Source organism: Mesorhizobium sp. DxT, from assembly GCF_058448885.1.
On sequence record NZ_JBZFLJ010000015.1, the window covers coordinates 33,010 to 52,103 of the forward strand.

Sequence of the window (19,094 nt, forward strand, 5' to 3'; positions counted from 1 at the left end):
AGAAAAAGGCCCGGATCGATCCGGGCCTTTTTGAGGGGGATTCGCTGATCAGGATCAGGCCGTGCCGCTCGGCTGCACCTTGGCCTTGGCCTGCTCCTCGGCCATGCGCTGCTGGAACATCTGCGCGAAATCGATCGGATCGATCATCAGCGGCGGGAAACCGCCATTGCGCGTGCAGTCAGCAATGATCTGACGGGCAAACGGGAAGAGAAGCCGCGGGCACTCGATGAAGAGGAGCGGCAGCATGTGTTCCTGCGGGAAGCCGACCACCCGGAAGACACCGCCGTAGACCAGCTCCACGTTGAAGAGCACGTCCTTCTCGACGCCCGCCCGCGCGTTCAGCGTCAACGTCACGTCGTATTCGGTTTCCGAGATCGGATTCGCATTGACGTTGACATTGATGTTGATGCCGGGCGCCTTGTCGCGACCGCGCAGCGAGGCGGGTGCGCCGGGGCTCTCGAAGGAGAGGTCCTTGATGTACTGGGCAAGTACGTTCAGCGACGGCTGCGCGCCATTGCCTGCCTTGGCGGCACCGGCGGGCGGCGGGGTCGTGGTTTCTTCTGGTTTCTTGGCCATCAGCCGGAATCCTCTCTATTTCAGCCGTTCCCGGCCGGGAATGAAAACGCGGCGTTGGCTACCATGGCAGGTCCGGCGTGACAAGCTTGCGAGCCGTTGCCCGCCTGGCCTCAGCGATCGTCCGTGATCGAGGGCCGCGGGGGCTGAGGCTTGTCGTCCCGGGCGAAGTCGTCTTCATCCAGGTCGATGGTTCGCCCACGTCCCGGCCGGCGAAAGCCGCCTGGACCCGCAGCGGCGGTGACGATGGTGATGCGGCTTCTGATAAGCCGCCACCCCAGATCGCGTATCGGTGGAATGAAAAGGAGAAAGCCTAGGGCGTCGGTGACGAAGCCGGGAAGAAAGAGAAGCACCCCCGCCAGCAACACCATGACGCCGTGCACAAGGTCCCGGCCCGGAGACCCGCCTGCATCCATGGTTTCACGTATGCGTGTCAGGATGCCGAAACCCTGGACCCGCAACAGGATCGAGCCCAGGATCGTGGTGGCGATGACAAGACCGACCGTGGCAAGTGCACCGATCTCGCTGCCGACCATGACGAATACGGCGATCTCGGCCAGTGGCAATGCAAGCAGCAGCAAGGGGATGAAAGGGAAGGCCAAAATGCGATCTTTCCGATGAGGTGCGTTTAAGGTCGATCAGTTTAGATAGTGTGCCGCCGCTTTGATTTGAATGATGGCGGGATGCGTTCTATATGCAAGGGGACAACCGGCAAAGCGAGGCCTTTGCTGGATAAGAGGTTTGGCGGACGCTATGGAATTTTTCGACTTCGGCACGATTTTCTTTCTGGTCGCGGCAATTGTGATCTTTTTCCAGTTGCGCAACGTGCTGGGCCGCCGCACCGGTAACGAACGCCAGCCATTCGATCCCTATACGTCCGCACGGACCAGCGAGAAGTCCGATTCTACCGCCTCGGAGAACGTAGTTTCGCTGCCGCGTCGCAAGGGCGGGTCCGAGGCGGACGACGCCTATGCCGCCATAGACGCATTCGCCAAGCCCGGTACGGACCTCAACAAGAGCCTGCGTGCGATCCGCGACGCCGACCCGTCATTCGAGCCGAAGACGTTCGTGGACGGCGCGAAAATGGCCTATGAGATGATCGTCATGGCCTATGCAGACGGCGATCGCCGTACGCTGAAGAACCTTCTTTCGCGGGAAGTTTTCGATGGGTTCGTCGCCGCGATAGCCGATCGCGAAAGCCGGTCGGAGAAAATCCAGTCCTCCTTCGTTGGCATCGACAAGGCCGATATCGTCAATGCCGAGATGAAGGGCAGCGAGGCCCATGTGACATTGAGAATCGTAAGCGAGCTGATTTCGGCGACCCGCAACAGTGCCGGTGAAGTGATCGATGGCGATCCGGAGACGGTCGCCGAGGTCAAGGATGTATGGACCTTTGCTCGCGACACGCGCTCGCGCGATCCGAACTGGAAACTGGTCGCGACAGAAGCCGACGACTGACCGTTCCGGCCAGAACCGCGCGACGGGACTGCGCCGTGACGCTCTCGCCACTCCTCAAATCCACGAGTTTCGACGATCTGCCGGGCTGGCGCGCAGATCGACATGGCGAAGCTTTTGCGGCTTTCCGATTGAGCGCGCGCCGAGCGCTCCAGAAACCGTATAAGTCAGGCTCGCTCGGTATCGACGCGGGTGCTTTCGAGGAAGCCTTTCACGCCGCCGACAGAGCCGAAACTCTTGATGACGAAGCAGCCAGGGGTTTCTTCGAACGCTGGTTCCTCCCTTGCAGGGTAATTCCCGAAGGAGACGGTTCCGGCTTCGTCACCGGCTTTTATGAACCTGAGGTCGCGGCCTCGCCGGTGCGCACGGACGAGTTCACTGTGCCATTGCTCGGCGTTCCGGACGATCTCGTAAAGATCCATGACGCGAATCGCCCGGACGGGCTGGATCCGTATCTGGCATTCGGCCGATCGACATCAGCCGGAATAGTGGAATATTTCGACAGGCCAGAAATCGAGAAGGGCGCGCTTGGCGAGAGGGCTTCGGCGCTCGCCTGGCTAGCCGATCCCGTTGACGCGTTCTTCGTGCATGTACAGGGCGCCGCGCGGCTGACGATGCCCGATGGCTCGGTAAAGCGCGTCACCTATGCCGCCAAGTCCGGCCAGCGCTTTACCGGACCGGGCGGATTGTTGGTGGCGATGGGTGAGATACCGGCCGCCGAAATATCCATGCAGGCGATCAGGGCGTGGTTTCGGCGCAACCCGCATCGCGTGGACGAAATCCTGCGTCAGAACCGCTCCTACATTTTCTTCCGGTTCGCCGAGGTCGAAGATGCGGGGATGGGGCCGATCGCTGCCGCCAAGGTGCCGTTGACCGCCGGTCGTTCCATGGCCGTCGACCGGCTGCTGCACACATTTGCAACGCCGTTTTTCGTCGATGCGCCGACGCTTCGAGCATTCGACGACGTTCCGTTTCGCAGATTGATGATCGCGCAGGATACCGGCTCGGCAATCCTCGGTCCCGCGCGCGGCGATCTGTTTGCCGGATCCGGCTATGCGGCTGGCGAGATTGCCGGCGTGGTTCGCCATCCTGCGGATTTCTGCGCGCTGGTCCCGCGCGCGCTACTGGGGGCGGTTTCAACATGACCGCGTCATCGGACAAGAAGCTTTCGATGGAAGACCGCATACTGTGGGGCAGGGTCGCGCGCTCGGCGACGCCGTTACCCGGGAAGGCGATCGAAGAAGAGGCACCCCCTGCCGAAGACTTCGCCACCCTGCTCGACGCACCGCTTAAGGCCGGCTCTACGCGCCGCGAGGCGCAGGCGCCCGAACCGAACCGTCCGGCCACCCATGCAAGACAGCACAGGATAGACGCGCCGGTTCGCGAAAAGCTGGCGAAGGGTCGTCTGCCGATCGAAGGCAAGGTAGACCTTCACGGGCTGACGCAAAGCCAGGCGCATATGCTGCTGCTTTCGTTCCTGCATCGCGCTTATGCCGACGGACGCCGCCACGTTCTGGTCGTGACCGGCAAAGGCTCGTCGCTTGGTTCCGATGGCGTCCTGCGCAGGGCGGTGCCGGCCTGGTTTGCGACGCCGCCGTTCCGTGCGCTGGTGAGCGCGCACGAAGATGCGGCGCGGCGCCACGGCGGTTCGGGCGCGCTTTACGTGAGACTGCGGCGTTCAGGAGGCGCGGGATGACGCCGTTCGGGACGAAAATGCGTGATTTGCGCGCGAAAAAGGGAGTCACCCAGAAGGAGATGGCGACTGCGCTCGGCATCAGCCCCGCCTATCTGTCGGCTCTGGAGCATGGCAGGCGCGGCGCGCCGAGCTGGCCGCTGGTGCAGAAGATCGTCGGCTATTTCAACGTCATCTGGGACGAAGCCGAGGAATTGCAGCGGGTCGCGGAAAGCTCTCACCCCCGGGTGGTTGTCGACACGACCGGACTGTCAGCCTCGGCGACGCTGCTGGCCAATCGCCTTGCATCCCAGATCGCTGGCCTCGACGAGGACGATATAAGGGGCCTGCTTCGCCAGTTGTCCGAGATTCAGGAACGCGGCAAGCGCCGCTGATCCTCAGAAGAGCTTTTTCAGCTCGTCCAGCTTGTCGTTCACAAGCCAGCCATAATAATTCTCTTCCGGCAGCCGCGCCGCCTGGCCAGCACTTCGGCGCTTGCGGTTCTCCGCCTTGAGCGCTTGCGCGCGCTGCTCGGGATTGCCGATGTTGTAGAGGGTCGCCGTGATGCCCGGGTTCTTGGAGATGTCGTAGCCGGCGATATCGCGGTACGCCTCGATGGACTTCTTCAGCGTCGCGGCGACGTAGGCGAGCGTCAGGTCCGGGTCCATGATCGTACGGTAGACCTGCTGCGGATCCTCATGGTCCAGCTTCGGCAGGCCTGACACCCTGGCCACAAGATCGCTCATCTGAAGCGCGGTCAACGGGTTGAGCTGGCCGATCCCGAAGGTCTGGCCAGCATAGAATGGCTGGAAGAAGACCGCGCTGAAACGATCATTGGGAAAGCTGGCTCCGTCAACCGTCTTGCCGCGGAATTCGTTGTTCCATATCGCTTCCCGGCAGGACCAGAGATCGTAACTGTCCGACAGCTTCGCGCATGCTGAAAATTGCGGGCGCTCGATGAAATCGCTGACGCTTTCGCCGTTATGCGAAAAGTTGAAGCTCGTCTTGAGGTAGGAGACGGCCTTCACATAGTAGGTCTGCAGTCGGTCATAGGCGTCGACGTTGTAGGTGTGTTCGCCCACAATCGCGCCCGCCATGTGAAGCGGGTCGATCTTGTACTGCGCGGCCACCTTCTTGATCTTGTCGCGCAGGACGCTGTCGTTCTCGAGCAGCGCATAGACTTTCTTGTATTTCGCCTCGTAGGTCGATTTGGCAGCGCGGGTCCGGCTGGCCGAAGCTGCCGGCACCTGCGGCTGCTCCTCGAAGCGGTTTCCGGGCGGTACCAGCGTTGCCGCAGCAGCCGGAGCGCTTGTCGCGACCAGGCACAGGCATACGAGGAGCCGCACTGCAGGGTTCATTTCCGACCTTGTGAAGATGGAGGAAGACAGGCCGGCGAAAATAGTTGCTGCGGCGGAAGGAGTCGAGAGCCCTGCGTTCAATCTCTCGTCAGGGCTCCCGAATAGCGAAATTCAGCCTACAGGATGAACCGTGACAGGTCCGTGTTCTTGGCGAGGTCGCCGACATTCGTGTCAACATAGCCGGCATCGATCGTTACCTCCGACCCGGACTTGTCGGGTGCGTTGAAGGAGATGTCGTCAAGTACCCGCTCCATCACCGTCTGCAGCCGGCGTGCACCGATGTTCTCGACGCTTGCGTTCAGATCGACGGCTATGCCTGCCAGCCGATCGATCGCATCGTCGGTGAAGTTGAGGGCTACGCCCTCGGTCTCCATCAGCGCTACATATTGCTTGATGAGGCTCGCCTCGGTTTCCGTCAGGATGCGGCGGAAGTCGTCTTTCTCCAGCGCGCGCAGTTCGACGCGGATCGGCAGTCGGCCCTGCAATTCGGGCAGCAGGTCCGACGGCTTGGCGACGTGGAATGCGCCGGATGCGATGAACAGGATATGGTCGGTCTTCACCGGTCCGTATTTGGTCGCAACCGTGGTGCCTTCGACCAGCGGCAGCAGGTCGCGCTGAACGCCTTCCCTGGAGGGTCCGCCGGAAATATCACTGCGCGCGGCCACCTTGTCGATCTCGTCGAGGAAGACGATGCCGTCGTTCTCCGTCGATTCGAGCGCTCGGCGCACCACCTCGTCCTGGTCGAGCAGCTTGTCGGACTCGTCATTGATCAACAGGTCGTAGGATTCCTTGACGGTCGTCTTGCGCATCTTGGTGCGCTGGCCGCCCATGGCCTTCTGCAGCATGTCGTTGATGTTGAGCACGCCGATATTTGCGCCGGGCATTCCCGGAATCTCGAAACCGGGCATGCCGCCATTGCCGGTGTCGGCAACCTCGACCTCGATTTCCTTGTCGTCGAGCTCGTTGTCGCGCAGCTTGCGGCGGAAGGAATCGCGCGTGGCCGGGCTTGCGTTCTTGCCCACCAGCGCCTCCAGCACGCGCTCCTCGGCGTTGAGATGCGCCCTTGCCTTGACGTCTTCGCGCATCTTCTCGCGCGTCAGGCCGATAGCCGCTTCGACGAGATCGCGGATGATCTGCTCGACGTCGCGGCCTACATAGCCGACCTCGGTGAATTTGGTCGCCTCGACCTTGATGAACGGCGCGCCGGCGAGCTTCGCCAGTCGGCGGGAGATTTCTGTCTTGCCGACACCCGTCGGCCCGATCATCAGGATGTTCTTGGGCATCACCTCTTCGCGCAACTGACCTTCGAGCTGCTGGCGCCGCCAGCGGTTGCGTAGCGCAATGGCCACGGCGCGCTTGGCGTCCTTCTGGCCGATGATGTAGCGATCGAGTTCGGAAACGATCTCGCGGGGAGAGAAAGTGGTCATCTACTTGTACGCTTGAACCTTGATGGGAGGGAGCTTGTTGAGCAGGGATGTGGGGAGAGTCGGGCGCACGATCAAGTTTCGGATGTGCTGCCAGCCGGCGCCAAAGATGATGATCAGTGTTCCAACGACAAGCAGAATCAGCGCGAAGGGCGGGATTCCGGTGGTGTTGGCGGTGGAATTGATCAGGTAGTAGATCCCGAGCGAGCCGAAATAGGCAAGCGTCGGCACCAGCAGCGAACGTCGGTCGATGGCCAGCGCCACATAGACGAAACCGAGGATGAGCACGCCCAGCATGATGGATGCGTTTCCGTCAGGCTCGATATTGCCCAGAACCACGTCCTGGCCGGTGGCCATGATGAATAGCGGATGCACGAGCATCGGCGCCGATACGACATGCAGCCAGAAAGCGCAGTCGGACCAGACCGTTCGCCGTTCGCGATCGTGCAGATCGAGCATGACGGCTGCACCAAAGACGACGAGGCCGCAGACCAGCGGCATATAGAGTGCCGCGCGCAGCAGTTCCGGCATATCCTCGATTTGCGGAGCAGCGACTGTGCCAGCCGCAACGCCGTCGTAAAGCAGCAAGGCGGTCTGCAGGAACGCCAGCAGCGTCGCGGCGATAGCGATCACGCCGGCGAGAACCGGAACGCGAAAGCGCCAGAAATAGAGGATCGCCGCGATTATCGTTCCGCCGAATACGATATAGCCGGCCGGGGCTACCATCTGCCGCAACGCCAGAAGCTGCCAGAACGAATCCGGCTGCCGGATCGGATAGCTGGCGTTGGCGAGCAGCGATAGTCCGACAACCGCAGCCACGGTGAAGGCGAGGCTCAACACCGTCGAAGACAGCTTCATGCGGCGCTGGCGTGTAACGAATTCCGCGACAATCCATGAAAACGCGGCCAGAAGCCCGGCAATCCAGAGCGGTTGTCCCGGGATCGCAGTACTCAGGACGAAATAGAGCCCGGCCGTGAGAAGAACGATGCCGACCGTAACGAAAAGGTCGTTGCCGCCGCCAATCAGGCGCAGGTTCTCTTCGGTGCCTTCGTCGGTCTCCGCCGAGCCGCGTTCGATGGCAAGGAGCCGGTCGCGCTGATCGGCAGTGATCACGCCGTTTGCGACAGCGCTTTCGAGCGTTTCAGTGCTGATCAATGATGGCTGTCCTCGCGATCGGGTGTTCCGCCATTATGGAGGCGCGCAGCAGGTCCGTCACGCATGTCTGCACTCAGGCTGCGAAATCCGGCACATACTCCATGAGGAGTGTATCGCCGGTGCGTCCCTCGAGATGCGGGATGGTGCGGAACCCGGCCTTTTCATAGGCGCGGATTGCACGATGGTTGGTGGGTTCAGGATCGATGATGATCGTTCTGTGGCCCTCGCCGATCAGCCTCGCGACAAACGCCCTTACCGCCGCCGACCCATAACCACTCGAAAGCAGAGCCGGATCGCCGATGGAAACATCCACGCCGACTGCGTCGGAGGGCAGCTCCGTCAGCCACGGGTTGTCCTTGATCCATTCCTCGTTCTGGTGATGGCCGATGAACCAGTACTGGATGTAGCCGATAGGCGTCCCGTCGAGCATGAAGAGAAACGGCCGCGTGGTGTCGCGCCCTTCGACCATGTCGCGGATGAAGCCAAGCTCCTCCTCCGGGTCGCCCCACCATTCGCGCATGTGCGGCTGGTTGAGCCAGCCGCGCAGCGTCTCGTAGTCTTCGCGCTCCACGGGACGGAACGCGATCTCGGGTTGGCTATTCTGCATCTAGCGTTTCGATCACGACGTTGCCGTTGGTGTAAACGCAGATGTCGGCCGCGATCTCCATTGCCTTGCGGGCGATCTCTTCCGCGTTCTTGTCGGTATCGATAAGCGCGCGCGCGGCCGCCAGCGCATAGTTGCCGCCCGAGCCGATGGCCATCACGCCGTACTCCGGCTCCAGGACATCGCCGGTGCCGGTCAGCGCAAGCGTCACGTTCTTGTCGGCCACCAGCATCATCGCCTCCAGCCGGCGCAGGTAGCGATCGGTGCGCCAGTCCTTTGCGAGCTCCACGCAGGCGCGGGTGAGCTGGTCGGGATATTGTTCGAGCTTGGCTTCGAGCCTCTCGAGCAGGGTGAATGCGTCGGCGGTTGCACCGGCAAAACCGGCAATGACGTTGCCCTTGCCGAGGCGACGCACCTTGCGCGCGTTACCCTTCATGACCGTCTGGCCGAGGCTTACCTGGCCGTCGCCGGCGATCACAACCTTGTCGTTCTTGCGCACGGTGACGATCGTCGTCGCGTGCATGGTCGGTTCATTCGACATATCAACTCCGATACTGCCTTCAGCCGGCCTTCGGGTTAGTGCAGCGCCGGCCGCGTGAAGGCTTATGTATGCGCGCGGGCCGCGAATGCAAATCGCCGCCGCTGGCAATCGGCGGGGCATGCTGATAAGAGGCTTTCGCCCAGAAGCAGGAAAGGTCGCCCAGCATGGCCAGCCCCGAGCGCAAAGCGAGCGTCGCGCGCAAGACCAAGGAAACCGAGATCGCCGTTTCGGTCGATCTCGACGGCAAGGGCGCGTCGGAAATCTCGACCGGCGTCGGCTTCTTCGACCATATGCTCGACCAGCTTGCCCGCCACTCGCTGATAGACATGAAGATCGAGGCGAAGGGCGACCTGCATATCGATGACCACCACACGGTCGAGGATACCGGCATCGCGATCGGCCAGGCTTTGGCGCGCGCCCTCGGCGAGCGTCGCGGCATCACCCGCTACGCATCGATAGACCTTGCCATGGACGAAACCTTGACCAAGGCTGCCGTCGATGTTTCCGGCCGGCCGTTTCTGGTTTGGAACGTCGCTTTCAGCGCGCCGAAGATCGGCACCTTCGACACCGAGCTGGTGCGCGAGTTCTTCCAGGCGCTTGCGCAAAACGCCGGCATCACGCTGCATGTGATGAACCATTATGGCGCTAACAATCACCATATCGCGGAGACCTGCTTCAAGGCGGTGGCTCGCGCGCTGCGCGCCGCGATAGAACCGGACCCGCGCCAGGAGGGAGCGATCCCTTCCACCAAGGGCACCCTGAACGGATGAGCGTTCGCCATGGCTAGTTTCGTCGTAATGGAGCCGCCCGGCCGCGCCGCCGAGGAGAGGGCGGTCATCGTGCGGGACGGGTTTCATATCCTGGCCTTCCTGCTGCCTGCGATCTGGCTGCTCGTTCACCGGCTGTGGCTGGAGACGCTGGCCGTTGTGCTCGCGGGCTTTGTGATCGGGCTGCTGGGTGCCTGGTGGGGCAGCGGCACGGCGTCGCTCGCATCGCTTATGCTTGCGCTTTTCGTCGGCCTCGAAGGATCGGCCCTGAGGCTGGCAGCCCTGCGCCGGCGCGGCTGGCGCGAATGGGGCGTGGTCGAGGCTGGTGACGCGCGCGATGCGGAGATCCGCTATCTCGCAGATATTGGCCCCGGCCACGTCGCGCGAGACGCTGTCTCCGACGCTCTTCCGCCGGCTCCGGTCATGACTGGTCAGCGCGCGACCCCGACCCGTTCCGGCCCTGCGCTCGGCATGCTCGGCTATCCGGGGCGAAACTAATATGCGCGTTGCGATCATCGACTACGGATCCGGTAATCTGCGCTCGGCGACCAAGGCTTTCGAGCGAGCCGCGCGCGAGGCGGGCATCGCCGCCGAGATCGACCTGACGGCGGACTCCGAGCGGGTGAGAAGTGCCGACCGCATCGTGCTGCCGGGTGTCGGCGCCTATGCCGATTGCCGGGCAGGGCTCGATGCCGTGCCCGGCATGGTGGCGACCATCGAAGAGGTCGTGACGGAGCGCGGCCGGCCGTTCCTCGGCATCTGTGTCGGCATGCAGTTGATGTCATCGCGCGGGCTGGAAAAGACCATCACCAACGGCTTTGGCTGGATTGCCGGCGACGTGAAGGAGATCGAGCCTTCCGATGCTTCGCTGAAAATCCCGCAGATCGGCTGGAACACGATTCACGTGAAACATGACCATCCGCTTCTGGCAGGCATCCGCACCGGTGAGGACGGGCTGCATGCCTATTTCGTCCACTCCTACCATCTCGACGCGGCACGTTCGGAGGATGTCGTCGCGGTGACCGACTATGGCGGTCCCGTCACGGCCTTGGTCGCGCGCGAGAACATGGCCGGAACCCAGTTCCACCCCGAAAAGAGCCAGGCGCTCGGCCTGGCCCTGATCGCCAATTTCCTGCGCTGGAAACCGTGAGGAGGACGCCGTGAGCAAGAAGGGTTACTGGATGGGCATGGTCGACGTGACCGATCCCGATGGCTATCCGCAATACGTCGCGGCAAACGCTGCCGCCTTCGAGAAATACGGCGCGAAATTTCTGGTTCGCGGCGGACAGTGCGAAGTCTTCGAAGGCCCGGCGGCATCGCGGCTGGTGGTCATCGAGTTCAAGAACTACCAGACTGCGCTCGACTGCTACCATTCGCCGGAATATCAAGCGGCATTGAAGCTGCGCCAGCAATTCTCGAACGCTCACTTTGCCATCGTCGAAGGCGCATGATCCGTTGATACTTTTTCCTGCCATCGATCTGAAGCAAGGCCAGTGCGTCCGTCTCAAGTTGGGCGAGATGGATAGCGCAACGGTCTACAACACCGATCCCGCCGCTCAGGCGCGCGCCTTCGAGGAGCAGGGTTTCGAGTGGCTGCATGTGGTCGATCTCGACGGCGCCTTCGCCGGCGAAAGCCGCAATGGCGAGGCGGTCGAGGCGATCCTGAAGGCGACGAAGAACCCGGTGCAGCTTGGCGGGGGTATCCGTTCGATGGTCCATATCGATGCCTGGCTGGCAAAGGGGCTGGCGCGGGTGATCCTCGGCACGGTCGCGGTGCGTGATCCCGATCTGGTCAAGGAAGCCTGCAAGGCCTTTCCGGGCAAGGTTGCGGTCGGCATCGATGCGCGGGGCGGCAAGGTTGCCGTCGAGGGCTGGGCCGAAGCCTCCTCGCTGGGCGCGATCGAGCTCGCGAAGAAGTTCGAGGGAGCGGGCGTTGCCGCCATCATCTACACGGACATCGACCGCGACGGGGTGCTGGCTGGCATCAACTGGGACGCCACGATCGACCTCGCCGAAGCCGTCTCCATTCCCGTCATCGCATCAGGTGGGCTCGCGTCCATCGCCGATATCGTGCGCATGACCATGCCCGACGCGCGCCGGCTCGAAGGCGCCATCTCCGGCCGAGCCCTCTATGATGGCCGCATCGACCCGGATGCAGCGCTGGCGATCCTGCGTGAATCGCGGGAGCGAGCGGCATGACTCTTAAGGCCCGTGTCATCCCCTACCTCAACGTCAAGGACGGCCCGCGTCGCCCGCAGCCGCGTAGCGGCGAGGACGCGCAAACGAAAATGGAGGCCGTCCTTTGACCCTTAAGGCGCGCGTCATTCCCTGTCTGGACGTCAAGGACGGCCGCGTCGTCAAGGGCGTCAGCTTTGTCGACCTGATCGATGCCGGCGACCCGGTGGAATCGGCCAGGGCCTATGACGCAGCCGGCGCCGATGAGCTGTGCTTCCTCGACATCACCGCATCGTCGGACAATCGCGAAACCATCTTCGACGTGATCGCCCGCACAGCCGATCACTGCTTCATGCCGCTCACCGTCGGCGGCGGCGTGCGCGCGGTGGCCGACATCCGCAAGCTGCTGCTGGCGGGGGCCGACAAGGTGTCGATCAACACCGCGGCGGTGAAGAACCCCGACTTCGTCGCCGAAGCGGCCGACAAGTTCGGCAACCAGTGCATCGTCGTCGCCATCGACGCCAAGAAGGTCTCACAGGCCGACGAGGCGGATCGCTGGGAAATCTTCACCCATGGCGGGCGACAGGCCACCGGCATTGACGCGGTCAAGTTCGCCCGTAAGGTCGTCGATCTCGGTGCGGGCGAGATCCTGCTGACCTCCATGGATCGCGACGGCACCAAGGCGGGCTATGATCTGGCCCTGACCCGCGCAGTCGCCGATGCGGTGCGCGCGCCGGTCATCGCGTCTGGCGGCGTCGGCACGCTGGACCATCTGGTCGAGGGCATCCGCGACGGCCACGCGACCGCCGTTCTGGCGGCCTCGATCTTCCATTTCGGCACCTTCACCATTGCGCAGGCCAAGGCGCACATGGCAAAAGCAGGCCTGCCGATGCGGCTCGACGCGGCCTGAATGTCGGGAGGAAAGACACCCTTGTCAGGGTTCTCGCTGAAAGATCTGGAGACGATCGTGGCCGAGCGTGGCAGCTCGGGCGCAGACGATTCCTGGACGGCCCGGCTCTTTGCCAAGGGCATCGACAAGGCCGCCCAGAAGATGGGCGAGGAGGCGGTAGAAACCGTCATTGCCGCCGTCAAGGGCGAGCGCGACGCGGTGATCTCCGAAAGCGCCGATCTGCTCTATCATTGGCTGGTGGTGCTCTCGCTGTCCGGCGTGAGCCTCGATGAAGTGCTGGCCGAGCTCGAGGCGCGCACGAACCGCTCGGGCGTTGCCGAGAAGGCCGCGCGCAATTCTGGCTGAGGGAGCCGGGGCAGGGACGAATGCCGATGGACCAACTGACGCCCGGCGAGAAATACTCACCGTATCGCATCTTCTCCGCCGAACGCTGGGCAGAGTTTCGCGCCGACACGCCGCTGACGCTGGCGGAAGACGAGGTGCGCCGGTTGCGTTCGCTGAACGACCCGGTCGATCTCGACGAGATCAGGCGCATTTACCTGACCTTGTCGCGGCTGCTTTCCGCCCATGTCGAGGCAAGCCAGCTCCTCTTCCGGCAGCGCCGCGTGTTCTTCAATTCCGACAACGCGGTCAAGACGCCGTTCATCATCGGCATCGCCGGGTCCGTGGCCGTGGGCAAATCGACCACGGCGCGCGTGCTGAAGGAGTTGCTGCAGCGCTGGCCGTCGAGCCCCAAGGTCGACCTGGTGACGACCGACGGTTTTCTGCTGCCCAACGAGGTGCTGCGGCGCGAAAACCTGATGGAGCGCAAGGGCTTCCCGGAAAGCTACGACGTCGGCGCGCTGCTGCGGTTCCTGTCGGCCATCAAGTCCGGCCAGCCGGACGTGCAGGCGCCGCTCTATTCGCACATGACCTATGACGTGCTACCCGGCGCCTATGTGACTATCGACCGGCCCGACATCCTGATCTTCGAGGGTATCAACGTCTTACAGACACGCGACCTGCCGCAGGACGGGAAGTTCGTGCCGTTCGTTTCCGATTTCTTCGATTTCTCGATCTACATCGATGCGGACGAGAACATGGTGCACCACTGGTATATCGACCGTTTCATGCGATTGCGCGAAACGGCCTTCAAGAACCCCGAATCCTTCTTCCATCGCTATTCGCAGCTTTCGGAAGAGGCCGCGCGCGCCATCGCCGAGGGGTTGTGGGCCAACATCAACCTCAAGAACCTCAGGGAAAACATCCTGCCGACGCGGCCGCGCGCCGACCTCGTCCTACGCAAGGGCGCCAACCATCTGATTGAGGAAGTTGCGCTAAGAAAACTTTAACCCAAGCGCACACTCCAGTAGCGCGGGCAGTCAGTCTCCATTTGCATTTAATCTTTCTGGCTTACGTGTCGAAGCTCGCGACAGGGGGAGCTGATGCATCCTATAGCCGATAAGATTGCAGCGAGGATGATTCTGGGAACTGTCGTGGCTGCATATCTGCTGACGTTGCCCGCGCTGGCTGCAACCGATCTGGGAATCAGCTTTTCATCGATTCACGGCGGTTTCGGGGTCATCGCCTTTCTGATCCCGTTCATGATCTATGTACGCTGGCGCAGGATGGCAGTTTTGCCGGCCACCTTCGATTGCGTTGCCGCAGTCTTGGCGTTGGCTCTGCCCATCCTCGTATGGACCTACGCGGCGATGCGGGTGAACATGCCTCTCGCGGACGGTGCCTTGGCCGCGATGGATGAAAGTCTTGGATTTGACTGGCGCGCTTTCGTTGCGTTTGTGGATGCACGCCCCAGCCTCTCAGAAGCGCTTGGTCGTGCCTACGCTTCTTTTCCGTTCCAGTTGTTGGTGCTGCCCGGGTTGTTGGCGCTGGCTGGCAAATCATGTCGTGCCTATGCAATGGTTTTTGCCTATGCGCTTGTCGGCCTGATCTCCAGCGTCATCGGCATTTGGTTTCCCGCGGTCGGGGCCTATGTGCTCTACGGCATAGGTCAAGGCGACCTGATCAGCATCAACGCCAAGTTCGGCTACTTCTTTCTTGAGCAGTTTCATGCGGTGCGGGCCCCTGGCACATTCACCATAGTCGCAAGTGAAAGTGCCGGAATACTAACGTTCCCGTCCGTTCACGCAGCCGTCGCCGCGATCTGCGCGTGGGCTGCATGGGATGTAAAGCTTCTTCGATATCCGATGCTGGTTCTCAACGTTGCGATGGCTGTCTCTGCCGTGTCTCACGGCAGCCACTATCTTATCGATGTAATTGCCGGATTGGGCACAGCGGGACTGTGCATCGGTATCGCGACGCTCGTCTTCTACAGGCAGACAGAATCGCAAAGCGTGGTGGCGAGAGCTGTTCGCCGCGCTTTTGCCGCGCTCAGGGCGCGGGCTTCGTCACACGCCGCAGCGTCAGGTTGATGCGGCCGCCATTCTTCAGGAGCGTCGAGGTCGCCGGATAGATCCGGTCGACGCCGTGGAAGGCGAGGCGTCCCTCCCCGCCCAGCACCACCAGATCGCCACTGGCGAGTTTGAAGGATAACGTGCGCCCCCCGCGTGTCGTTTCTCCCACCCGGAACCGGCAGGTGTCGCCCAGCGAGACCGAAAGAACCGGTGCGTCAAAAGCCTGCTCGTCGCTATCCTGATGCAGGCCCATCTTCGCACCCGTCTCGTAGAAGTTAACGAGACATGCCTCCGGTGGCGCGTCGTATTGGGCCACTTGCCGCCACAGCTCCATCAGCGGCTCGGGGATTGGCGGCCATGGTTCGCCCGTCACCGGATGGGTCGGCTGATAGCGGTAGCCATGCTCCTTGTCGGTCACCCAGCCGAGTGAGCCGCAATTTGTCATGCGAACGCTCATCGGCTTTCCGGTGCGCGGCATGGTGGGCACATAGAGTGGCGCTGCCTGCACCACCGCGCGGATATCCTCCAGCAGCGCCTCCTGGGCCGTGCGGTCGAGAAAGTCAGGTATGTGCCTGACACCTTGCGGTAGAGCCTGAGCCATCAGATCACCGTAAAAACAAATCCGGCGGCATGATAGCCGCCGGATAGGAATATTTTCAAGAGATGATACTGGCTGTCAGCCTTCCAGCGGCGGGATCCGTAGCACCTGTCCAGGATAGATCTTGTCCGGGTCGCTGAGCATCGGCTTGTTGGCCTCGAAGATGAGCGTGTGCTTGGTGCCCTTGCCCTTGCCGTAGTGGCGCTCGGCGATCTTCCAGAGGTTGTCGCCCTTCACCACGGTGTAGAGCGTTGGCTCCTTCTCGGCCTTGTCGGGCGCGTCCTCGACGACCAGTTCGGTTTCGACCGCCTCGACGCCGGCGGTGTTGCCGATCGCGATGACGGCCTTTTCCAGCGTCGCCTGGTCGGCAACGGAGCCCTTCAGAACGGCCTTTCCGCCGACAACTTCAACCTGCACCTTGTCGGTGCCGAGTCCGTGTGAGTCGAGTTCCTTTTTGAGTTCCTCAACCTTGGGTTCCTCGTCGTCGCCGAAGCCGAGCTTTTTTCCGATGGATTTCGCAAAACTGAACAGGCCCATGCCGCAGTCTCCTTGTGATCTGCAAAGAAATAATCGCCCCTTGGGCGACATTGGCCCAGCGAAACCGAAAAGAAAAGCAAGGATTTCGCTTCGGCGACCTCCGCCGAGGGTCAGTCGGGAGCAACCTTGCCGCGCATTTTCTTGATGCCGGAGCGGCCGGCCTTTTCCTTCAGCCGTCGCTCGACCGCGCCTTTTGATGGTTTGGTCTTTTTACGCGGTTTGGGCGGCGGCTCCGCGGCCTTTGCCAGCAGTGCGGCAAGCCGCGCCCGCGCATCCGCCCGGTTCTGCTCCTGTGTGCGGAAGCGTCCAGCCTCGATGACGATGACGCCATCCTTGGTCGCGCGCTGCCCGGCGAGCTTGAGCGCGCGTTCGCGCACCCTTTCCGGCAGGCCGGGCGCATTGGCTGCGTCAAACCGAAGCTGCACGGCGGTGGCGACCTTGTTGACGTTCTGGCCGCCGGGCCCGGAGGAACGGATGAACTGCTCCTCGAGCTCGTCTGCGCCGATCTCGACGCCCGGCGCGATATGCAATCCCCTGTCCGCGTTCATGGCCGCTGTTCCGTGTCCGAACCCGCAATACGGGCGAACACTACATAGAACGGCGCTGCCGGCGCGGAAACCCCGGTCAGAATTCTTCCCAACCAGCCTCGTCCGCAGGCGTGATGGCCTGCGCCACGGCAGCACCGGAGCCGCCCCGGAACGCAACGGCGAGGCGCTGACCGACGGCGCGGATTCCGGCCGTCGGGCTCCTGGGCGCGGATGTGGGCTCGCGCAAGCTAGTGGCGGGTGCTTCGCGCCCCAGTTTGAACTGCGCCAGCAAAGCGTTGAGCGCCGAGGCTTCGCTAGCGAGTTTGTGGCTTGCTGCCGTCGACTGCTCGACCATCGCGGCGTTCTGCTGCGTGCCCTGGTCGATTCGATTGACGGCAATGTTGATCTCGTTGAGGCCGGTTGCCTGTTCGCGGGACGCCTCGACGATCGCCACGACATTGGTGCTGATCTCCTGCACCTCCGAGACGATGGTGCGCAGTGCCTCGCCCGCCTCGCCCACCAGATCGACACCGGAGCGGACATGTTCGCCAGACGTGGTGATGAGCGTATTGATTTCCTTGGCTGCATTGGCGGCCCGCTGGGCGAGGTCGCGCACTTCCTGTGCAACCACCGCAAAGCCGCGGCCGGCCTCGCCGGCACGTGCCGCCTCGATCCCGGCATTGAGCGCGAGCAGGCTGATCTGGAAGGCGATCTCGTCGATGACGCCGTTGATGGTGCTGATCTGCGTCGACGAGGCCTCGATGCGATCCATCGCCGCGACCGCGTCCTGCACGATGGCGCCGGAACGCTCTGCCCCGGTCCGCGTGCGGGCAACCAGCGCGCCTGCTTCCTCGGCGCGTCGGCTGGAATCGCGGACCGTCGTGACGAGCTGCTCCAGCGCAGCCGCAGTCTGCTCGACGGATGCCGCCTGTTGTTCGGTACGCTTCGAAAGATCGTCGGACGCGTTCCGGATTTCGTCCGAGCCGGCATGGATCGCCTTGGCGTTTTCGCCAACCGTCTGCAACGCGGCCTGCAATCTTGCGACCGAGTTGTTGAAGTCGGCCCGCAGCCTTTCCATCGATGCCGTGAACGGTTCATCGATCCGCTGGGCAACGTCGCCGTCTGCCAGCCGGCTCAGGCCATCTGCAAGCACGTCCACCGCATGCTGCAGCGCGCGCGCCTGGCGTTCCTTCTCATCGCGCTCGAGTTCACCGCGCTCGCGCGCTTCGCGCTGGCGTGCTTCCGCGGCGTCGCGTTCCTCGTTGACCTTGCGGATCGTGTTTTCGCGGAAGAGCTGGAAAGCGTCGGCGATCTCGCCGATTTCGTCGCGGCGGCCGAGCCCCGGTATCTCCACGTCCAGTTCGCCGGAGGCGAGTGCGCGCATCGAACGCGCCGTGCGGGAGATGGGAAGAGCGACGGAACGCCAGACGAGGAAGCCACAGACGACGACAGCGAACAGCACACCCCCGACCGCCACCATGACCATGCGTTCGATCGAGGTCGTTGCGTTGATGCGCGCAGCACTCACGTCACCGCGCACGTTCTCGATCTCCGCGCGGATGCGGTCGAAGACCGGCTCGATCGCCGAAAAGCTCTCCGACACCTCGGCATCAAGCTCCTGGCTGCGCGCCGAAGCGTCGGCAAAATCCTTGAAGGTCGCCTCATAGGCATCCAGCGTCGCCATAACCGCCATATGGCCACTCGAGGAGCCGAAAACACCGCCGGGGCGGGAGCGCAGGGTCTCGATTGCCTCGGCCACGCGGGCGCGGTTCTGCTCGCTTGGCGTGACCACGAAATCCTTTTCGCGGTTGAAGATTTGCGCCACATCGACCTTCAGCGCGGGATAGGGAATGCGCGCGAGCTGCTCGGAGAGAAAGCCGGTTGCCGCGCGGAGCTCGCTTTGCAGGCCCTTTTCGGCACTCACGCCGAGCCGTCGGGTCACCTCCGCGGCTTCGCCAAACGCCTGGAGATAGCGCTGGTAACCCTGTGTCAGAACGCCTTCGCCGGGCAAGTCGCGCTGCTGGTTGCGAGCGATGATCGCCTCGATCGTTTCGAGCGACCTGGCGACCTCTTCACTGCGCGCCGCATGCATCTCGACGTATTTCTCGTCACGGCTCAGGAAGAAATCCTTTTCGTTCCGACGCAGTTCGAGGAGACCGATCTGAAGCTCGCTGGTCACCGCTGCGGCCTGGTTCGCCTGAGAAGCCGTCGCATCGATCTGACTGATGAGACTGCGCTCGTAGACAAGAAGCCCGGCAACGGCCAGCACACCGACTACGCCCACCAGGGCAATCAGCGCGATGCGATGGGAAATGCGAAACGCGAACAGGTTCATGGTCGAGCCTTCGGAGCGGCATCCGGCGACCGAAGCGGTCCCGGGCATGGAAATCTGATGAGATAAGGTC

At 62.8% G+C, this 19,094-nt stretch carries 24 protein-coding genes; 13 read left to right on the forward strand and 11 right to left on the reverse strand.

The window, feature by feature from the left end; all coding sequences use genetic code 11:
- Window positions 1–54: 54 nt before the first annotated feature.
- Window positions 55–576 carry a protein-export chaperone SecB gene (gene secB, locus ACVJNE_RS22385; protein WP_173188683.1) on the reverse strand — a complete coding sequence of 174 codons (522 nt, stop codon included), beginning with the start codon at window positions 574–576 and terminating at the stop codon, window positions 55–57.
- A gap of 110 nt (window positions 577–686) precedes the next feature.
- Window positions 687–1,175, reverse strand: a complete 489-nt coding sequence (locus ACVJNE_RS22390) for an FxsA family protein (protein WP_444726754.1) — start codon at window positions 1,173–1,175, stop codon at window positions 687–689.
- Between the two features lie 151 nt (window positions 1,176–1,326).
- On the opposite strand from ACVJNE_RS22390, the gene ACVJNE_RS22395 reads away from it, so the two are divergent.
- Genes ACVJNE_RS22395 through ACVJNE_RS22410 form a run of 4 tightly spaced genes read left to right on the forward strand, consistent with a single transcriptional unit; the run spans window position 1,327 to window position 4,095 of the window.
- Complete coding sequence (locus tag ACVJNE_RS22395; RefSeq protein WP_444726755.1) at window positions 1,327–2,031, forward strand: Tim44/TimA family putative adaptor protein; 705 nt, start codon at window positions 1,327–1,329, stop codon at window positions 2,029–2,031.
- A 35-nt stretch (window positions 2,032–2,066) separates the two neighbouring features.
- Complete coding sequence (gene mltA, locus ACVJNE_RS22400) at window positions 2,067–3,173, forward strand: murein transglycosylase A (protein ID WP_499568971.1); 1,107 nt, start codon at window positions 2,067–2,069, stop codon at window positions 3,171–3,173.
- On the forward strand, window positions 3,170–3,724 hold the full coding sequence (locus tag ACVJNE_RS22405; protein WP_499568972.1) for a Smr/MutS family protein: 555 nt from the start codon (window positions 3,170–3,172) through the stop codon (window positions 3,722–3,724). Before mltA ends, ACVJNE_RS22405 begins: the two co-directional genes overlap by 4 nt.
- Window positions 3,721–4,095: a helix-turn-helix domain-containing protein gene (locus tag ACVJNE_RS22410; protein WP_499568973.1), complete on the forward strand. Its 375-nt coding sequence runs from the start codon at window positions 3,721–3,723 to the stop codon at window positions 4,093–4,095. Before ACVJNE_RS22405 ends, ACVJNE_RS22410 begins: the two co-directional genes overlap by 4 nt.
- A gap of 3 nt (window positions 4,096–4,098) precedes the next feature.
- Here the strand turns inward: ACVJNE_RS22410 and ACVJNE_RS22415 are convergent, their stop codons facing one another.
- From ACVJNE_RS22415 to hslV, 5 genes are all read right to left on the reverse strand, one after another.
- Window positions 4,099–5,058 (reverse strand): DUF1402 family protein, encoded by a 960-nt coding sequence (locus tag ACVJNE_RS22415; protein ID WP_499568974.1) that lies wholly within the window; start codon window positions 5,056–5,058, stop codon window positions 4,099–4,101.
- 116 nt (window positions 5,059–5,174) lie between these two features.
- On the reverse strand, window positions 5,175–6,485 hold the full coding sequence (hslU, locus tag ACVJNE_RS22420; protein WP_499568975.1) for an ATP-dependent protease ATPase subunit HslU: 1,311 nt from the start codon (window positions 6,483–6,485) through the stop codon (window positions 5,175–5,177).
- On the reverse strand, window positions 6,486–7,637 hold the full coding sequence (locus ACVJNE_RS22425) for a hypothetical protein (RefSeq protein WP_499568976.1): 1,152 nt from the start codon (window positions 7,635–7,637) through the stop codon (window positions 6,486–6,488).
- A 73-nt stretch (window positions 7,638–7,710) separates the two neighbouring features.
- Window positions 7,711–8,244, reverse strand: coding sequence for a GNAT family N-acetyltransferase (locus ACVJNE_RS22430; protein ID WP_499568977.1), 534 nt, complete (start codon window positions 8,242–8,244; stop codon window positions 7,711–7,713).
- Window positions 8,234–8,782 (reverse strand): ATP-dependent protease subunit HslV, encoded by a 549-nt coding sequence (hslV, locus tag ACVJNE_RS22435; RefSeq protein ID WP_499568978.1) that lies wholly within the window; start codon window positions 8,780–8,782, stop codon window positions 8,234–8,236. The genes ACVJNE_RS22430 and hslV overlap by 11 nt, the downstream gene beginning before the upstream one ends.
- Before the next feature lie 164 nt (window positions 8,783–8,946).
- Between hslV and hisB the strand changes: the two genes are divergently transcribed.
- From hisB to ACVJNE_RS22480, 9 genes are all read left to right on the forward strand, one after another.
- Window positions 8,947–9,552, forward strand: coding sequence for an imidazoleglycerol-phosphate dehydratase HisB (gene hisB / locus ACVJNE_RS22440; RefSeq protein WP_173188662.1), 606 nt, complete (start codon window positions 8,947–8,949; stop codon window positions 9,550–9,552).
- A 9-nt stretch (window positions 9,553–9,561) separates the two neighbouring features.
- A complete protein-coding gene (locus ACVJNE_RS22445; RefSeq protein WP_499568979.1) occupies window positions 9,562–10,047 on the forward strand; it encodes a DUF2628 domain-containing protein in 486 nt (161 codons plus the stop codon).
- Window position 10,048: 1 nt separating this feature from the next.
- Window positions 10,049–10,699, forward strand: a complete 651-nt coding sequence (hisH, locus tag ACVJNE_RS22450) for an imidazole glycerol phosphate synthase subunit HisH (RefSeq protein WP_499568980.1) — start codon at window positions 10,049–10,051, stop codon at window positions 10,697–10,699.
- 10 nt (window positions 10,700–10,709) lie between these two features.
- Window positions 10,710–11,000, forward strand: coding sequence for a DUF1330 domain-containing protein (locus tag ACVJNE_RS22455; protein WP_499568981.1), 291 nt, complete (start codon window positions 10,710–10,712; stop codon window positions 10,998–11,000).
- Window positions 11,001–11,004: 4 nt separating this feature from the next.
- On the forward strand, window positions 11,005–11,748 hold the full coding sequence (gene hisA / locus ACVJNE_RS22460; protein WP_499568982.1) for a 1-(5-phosphoribosyl)-5-[(5-phosphoribosylamino)methylideneamino]imidazole-4-carboxamide isomerase: 744 nt from the start codon (window positions 11,005–11,007) through the stop codon (window positions 11,746–11,748).
- 103 nt (window positions 11,749–11,851) lie between these two features.
- Window positions 11,852–12,634 (forward strand): imidazole glycerol phosphate synthase subunit HisF, encoded by a 783-nt coding sequence (hisF, locus tag ACVJNE_RS22465; RefSeq protein WP_499568983.1) that lies wholly within the window; start codon window positions 11,852–11,854, stop codon window positions 12,632–12,634.
- Window positions 12,635–12,655: 21 nt separating this feature from the next.
- Window positions 12,656–12,979 (forward strand): phosphoribosyl-ATP diphosphatase, encoded by a 324-nt coding sequence (locus ACVJNE_RS22470; protein ID WP_499568984.1) that lies wholly within the window; start codon window positions 12,656–12,658, stop codon window positions 12,977–12,979.
- A 26-nt stretch (window positions 12,980–13,005) separates the two neighbouring features.
- Window positions 13,006–13,965, forward strand: a complete 960-nt coding sequence (gene coaA, locus ACVJNE_RS22475; protein ID WP_173188647.1) for a type I pantothenate kinase — start codon at window positions 13,006–13,008, stop codon at window positions 13,963–13,965.
- Window positions 13,966–14,109: 144 nt separating this feature from the next.
- Window positions 14,110–15,045 (forward strand): phosphatase PAP2 family protein, encoded by a 936-nt coding sequence (locus tag ACVJNE_RS22480; RefSeq protein WP_499568985.1) that lies wholly within the window; start codon window positions 14,110–14,112, stop codon window positions 15,043–15,045.
- Here ACVJNE_RS22480 and ACVJNE_RS22485 read toward each other — a convergent pair.
- From ACVJNE_RS22485 to ACVJNE_RS22500, 4 genes are all read right to left on the reverse strand, one after another.
- A complete protein-coding gene (locus ACVJNE_RS22485; protein ID WP_499568986.1) occupies window positions 15,005–15,628 on the reverse strand; it encodes an alpha-ketoglutarate-dependent dioxygenase AlkB family protein in 624 nt (207 codons plus the stop codon). The genes ACVJNE_RS22480 and ACVJNE_RS22485 overlap by 41 nt on opposite strands.
- 75 nt (window positions 15,629–15,703) lie before the next feature.
- Window positions 15,704–16,162, reverse strand: a complete 459-nt coding sequence (gene lysM / locus ACVJNE_RS22490; protein WP_173188641.1) for a peptidoglycan-binding protein LysM — start codon at window positions 16,160–16,162, stop codon at window positions 15,704–15,706.
- Window positions 16,163–16,272: 110 nt separating this feature from the next.
- On the reverse strand, window positions 16,273–16,710 hold the full coding sequence (gene arfB / locus ACVJNE_RS22495; protein ID WP_499568987.1) for an alternative ribosome rescue aminoacyl-tRNA hydrolase ArfB: 438 nt from the start codon (window positions 16,708–16,710) through the stop codon (window positions 16,273–16,275).
- Window positions 16,711–16,786: 76 nt separating this feature from the next.
- On the reverse strand, window positions 16,787–19,072 hold the full coding sequence (locus tag ACVJNE_RS22500; protein WP_499568988.1) for a methyl-accepting chemotaxis protein: 2,286 nt from the start codon (window positions 19,070–19,072) through the stop codon (window positions 16,787–16,789).
- Window positions 19,073–19,094 lie beyond the last annotated feature (22 nt).

Bases quoted from the DNA above. Each gene is read 5' to 3' on its own strand.
- lysM (WP_173188641.1), bottom strand. From the start codon at position 16,162: ATGGGCCTGTTCAGTTTTGCGAAATCCATCGGAAAAAAGCTCGGCTTC.
- hslV (WP_499568978.1), bottom strand. From the start codon at position 8,782: ATGTCGAATGAACCGACCATGCACGCGACGACGATCGTCACCGTGCGC.
- ACVJNE_RS22415 (WP_499568974.1), bottom strand. From the start codon at position 5,058: ATGAACCCTGCAGTGCGGCTCCTCGTATGCCTGTGCCTGGTCGCGACA.
- coaA (WP_173188647.1), top strand. From the start codon at position 13,006: ATGGACCAACTGACGCCCGGCGAGAAATACTCACCGTATCGCATCTTC.
- secB (WP_173188683.1), bottom strand. From the start codon at position 576: ATGGCCAAGAAACCAGAAGAAACCACGACCCCGCCGCCCGCCGGTGCC.
- ACVJNE_RS22485 (WP_499568986.1), bottom strand. From the start codon at position 15,628: ATGGCTCAGGCTCTACCGCAAGGTGTCAGGCACATACCTGACTTTCTC.
- ACVJNE_RS22445 (WP_499568979.1), top strand. From the start codon at position 9,562: ATGGCTAGTTTCGTCGTAATGGAGCCGCCCGGCCGCGCCGCCGAGGAG.
- hisH (WP_499568980.1), top strand. From the start codon at position 10,049: ATGCGCGTTGCGATCATCGACTACGGATCCGGTAATCTGCGCTCGGCG.
- hisB (WP_173188662.1), top strand. From the start codon at position 8,947: ATGGCCAGCCCCGAGCGCAAAGCGAGCGTCGCGCGCAAGACCAAGGAA.
- ACVJNE_RS22410 (WP_499568973.1), top strand. From the start codon at position 3,721: ATGACGCCGTTCGGGACGAAAATGCGTGATTTGCGCGCGAAAAAGGGA.
- ACVJNE_RS22395 (WP_444726755.1), top strand. From the start codon at position 1,327: ATGGAATTTTTCGACTTCGGCACGATTTTCTTTCTGGTCGCGGCAATT.
- ACVJNE_RS22500 (WP_499568988.1), bottom strand. From the start codon at position 19,072: ATGCCCGGGACCGCTTCGGTCGCCGGATGCCGCTCCGAAGGCTCGACC.
- hslU (WP_499568975.1), bottom strand. From the start codon at position 6,485: ATGACCACTTTCTCTCCCCGCGAGATCGTTTCCGAACTCGATCGCTAC.
- ACVJNE_RS22405 (WP_499568972.1), top strand. From the start codon at position 3,170: ATGACCGCGTCATCGGACAAGAAGCTTTCGATGGAAGACCGCATACTG.
- arfB (WP_499568987.1), bottom strand. From the start codon at position 16,710: ATGAACGCGGACAGGGGATTGCATATCGCGCCGGGCGTCGAGATCGGC.
- ACVJNE_RS22430 (WP_499568977.1), bottom strand. From the start codon at position 8,244: ATGCAGAATAGCCAACCCGAGATCGCGTTCCGTCCCGTGGAGCGCGAA.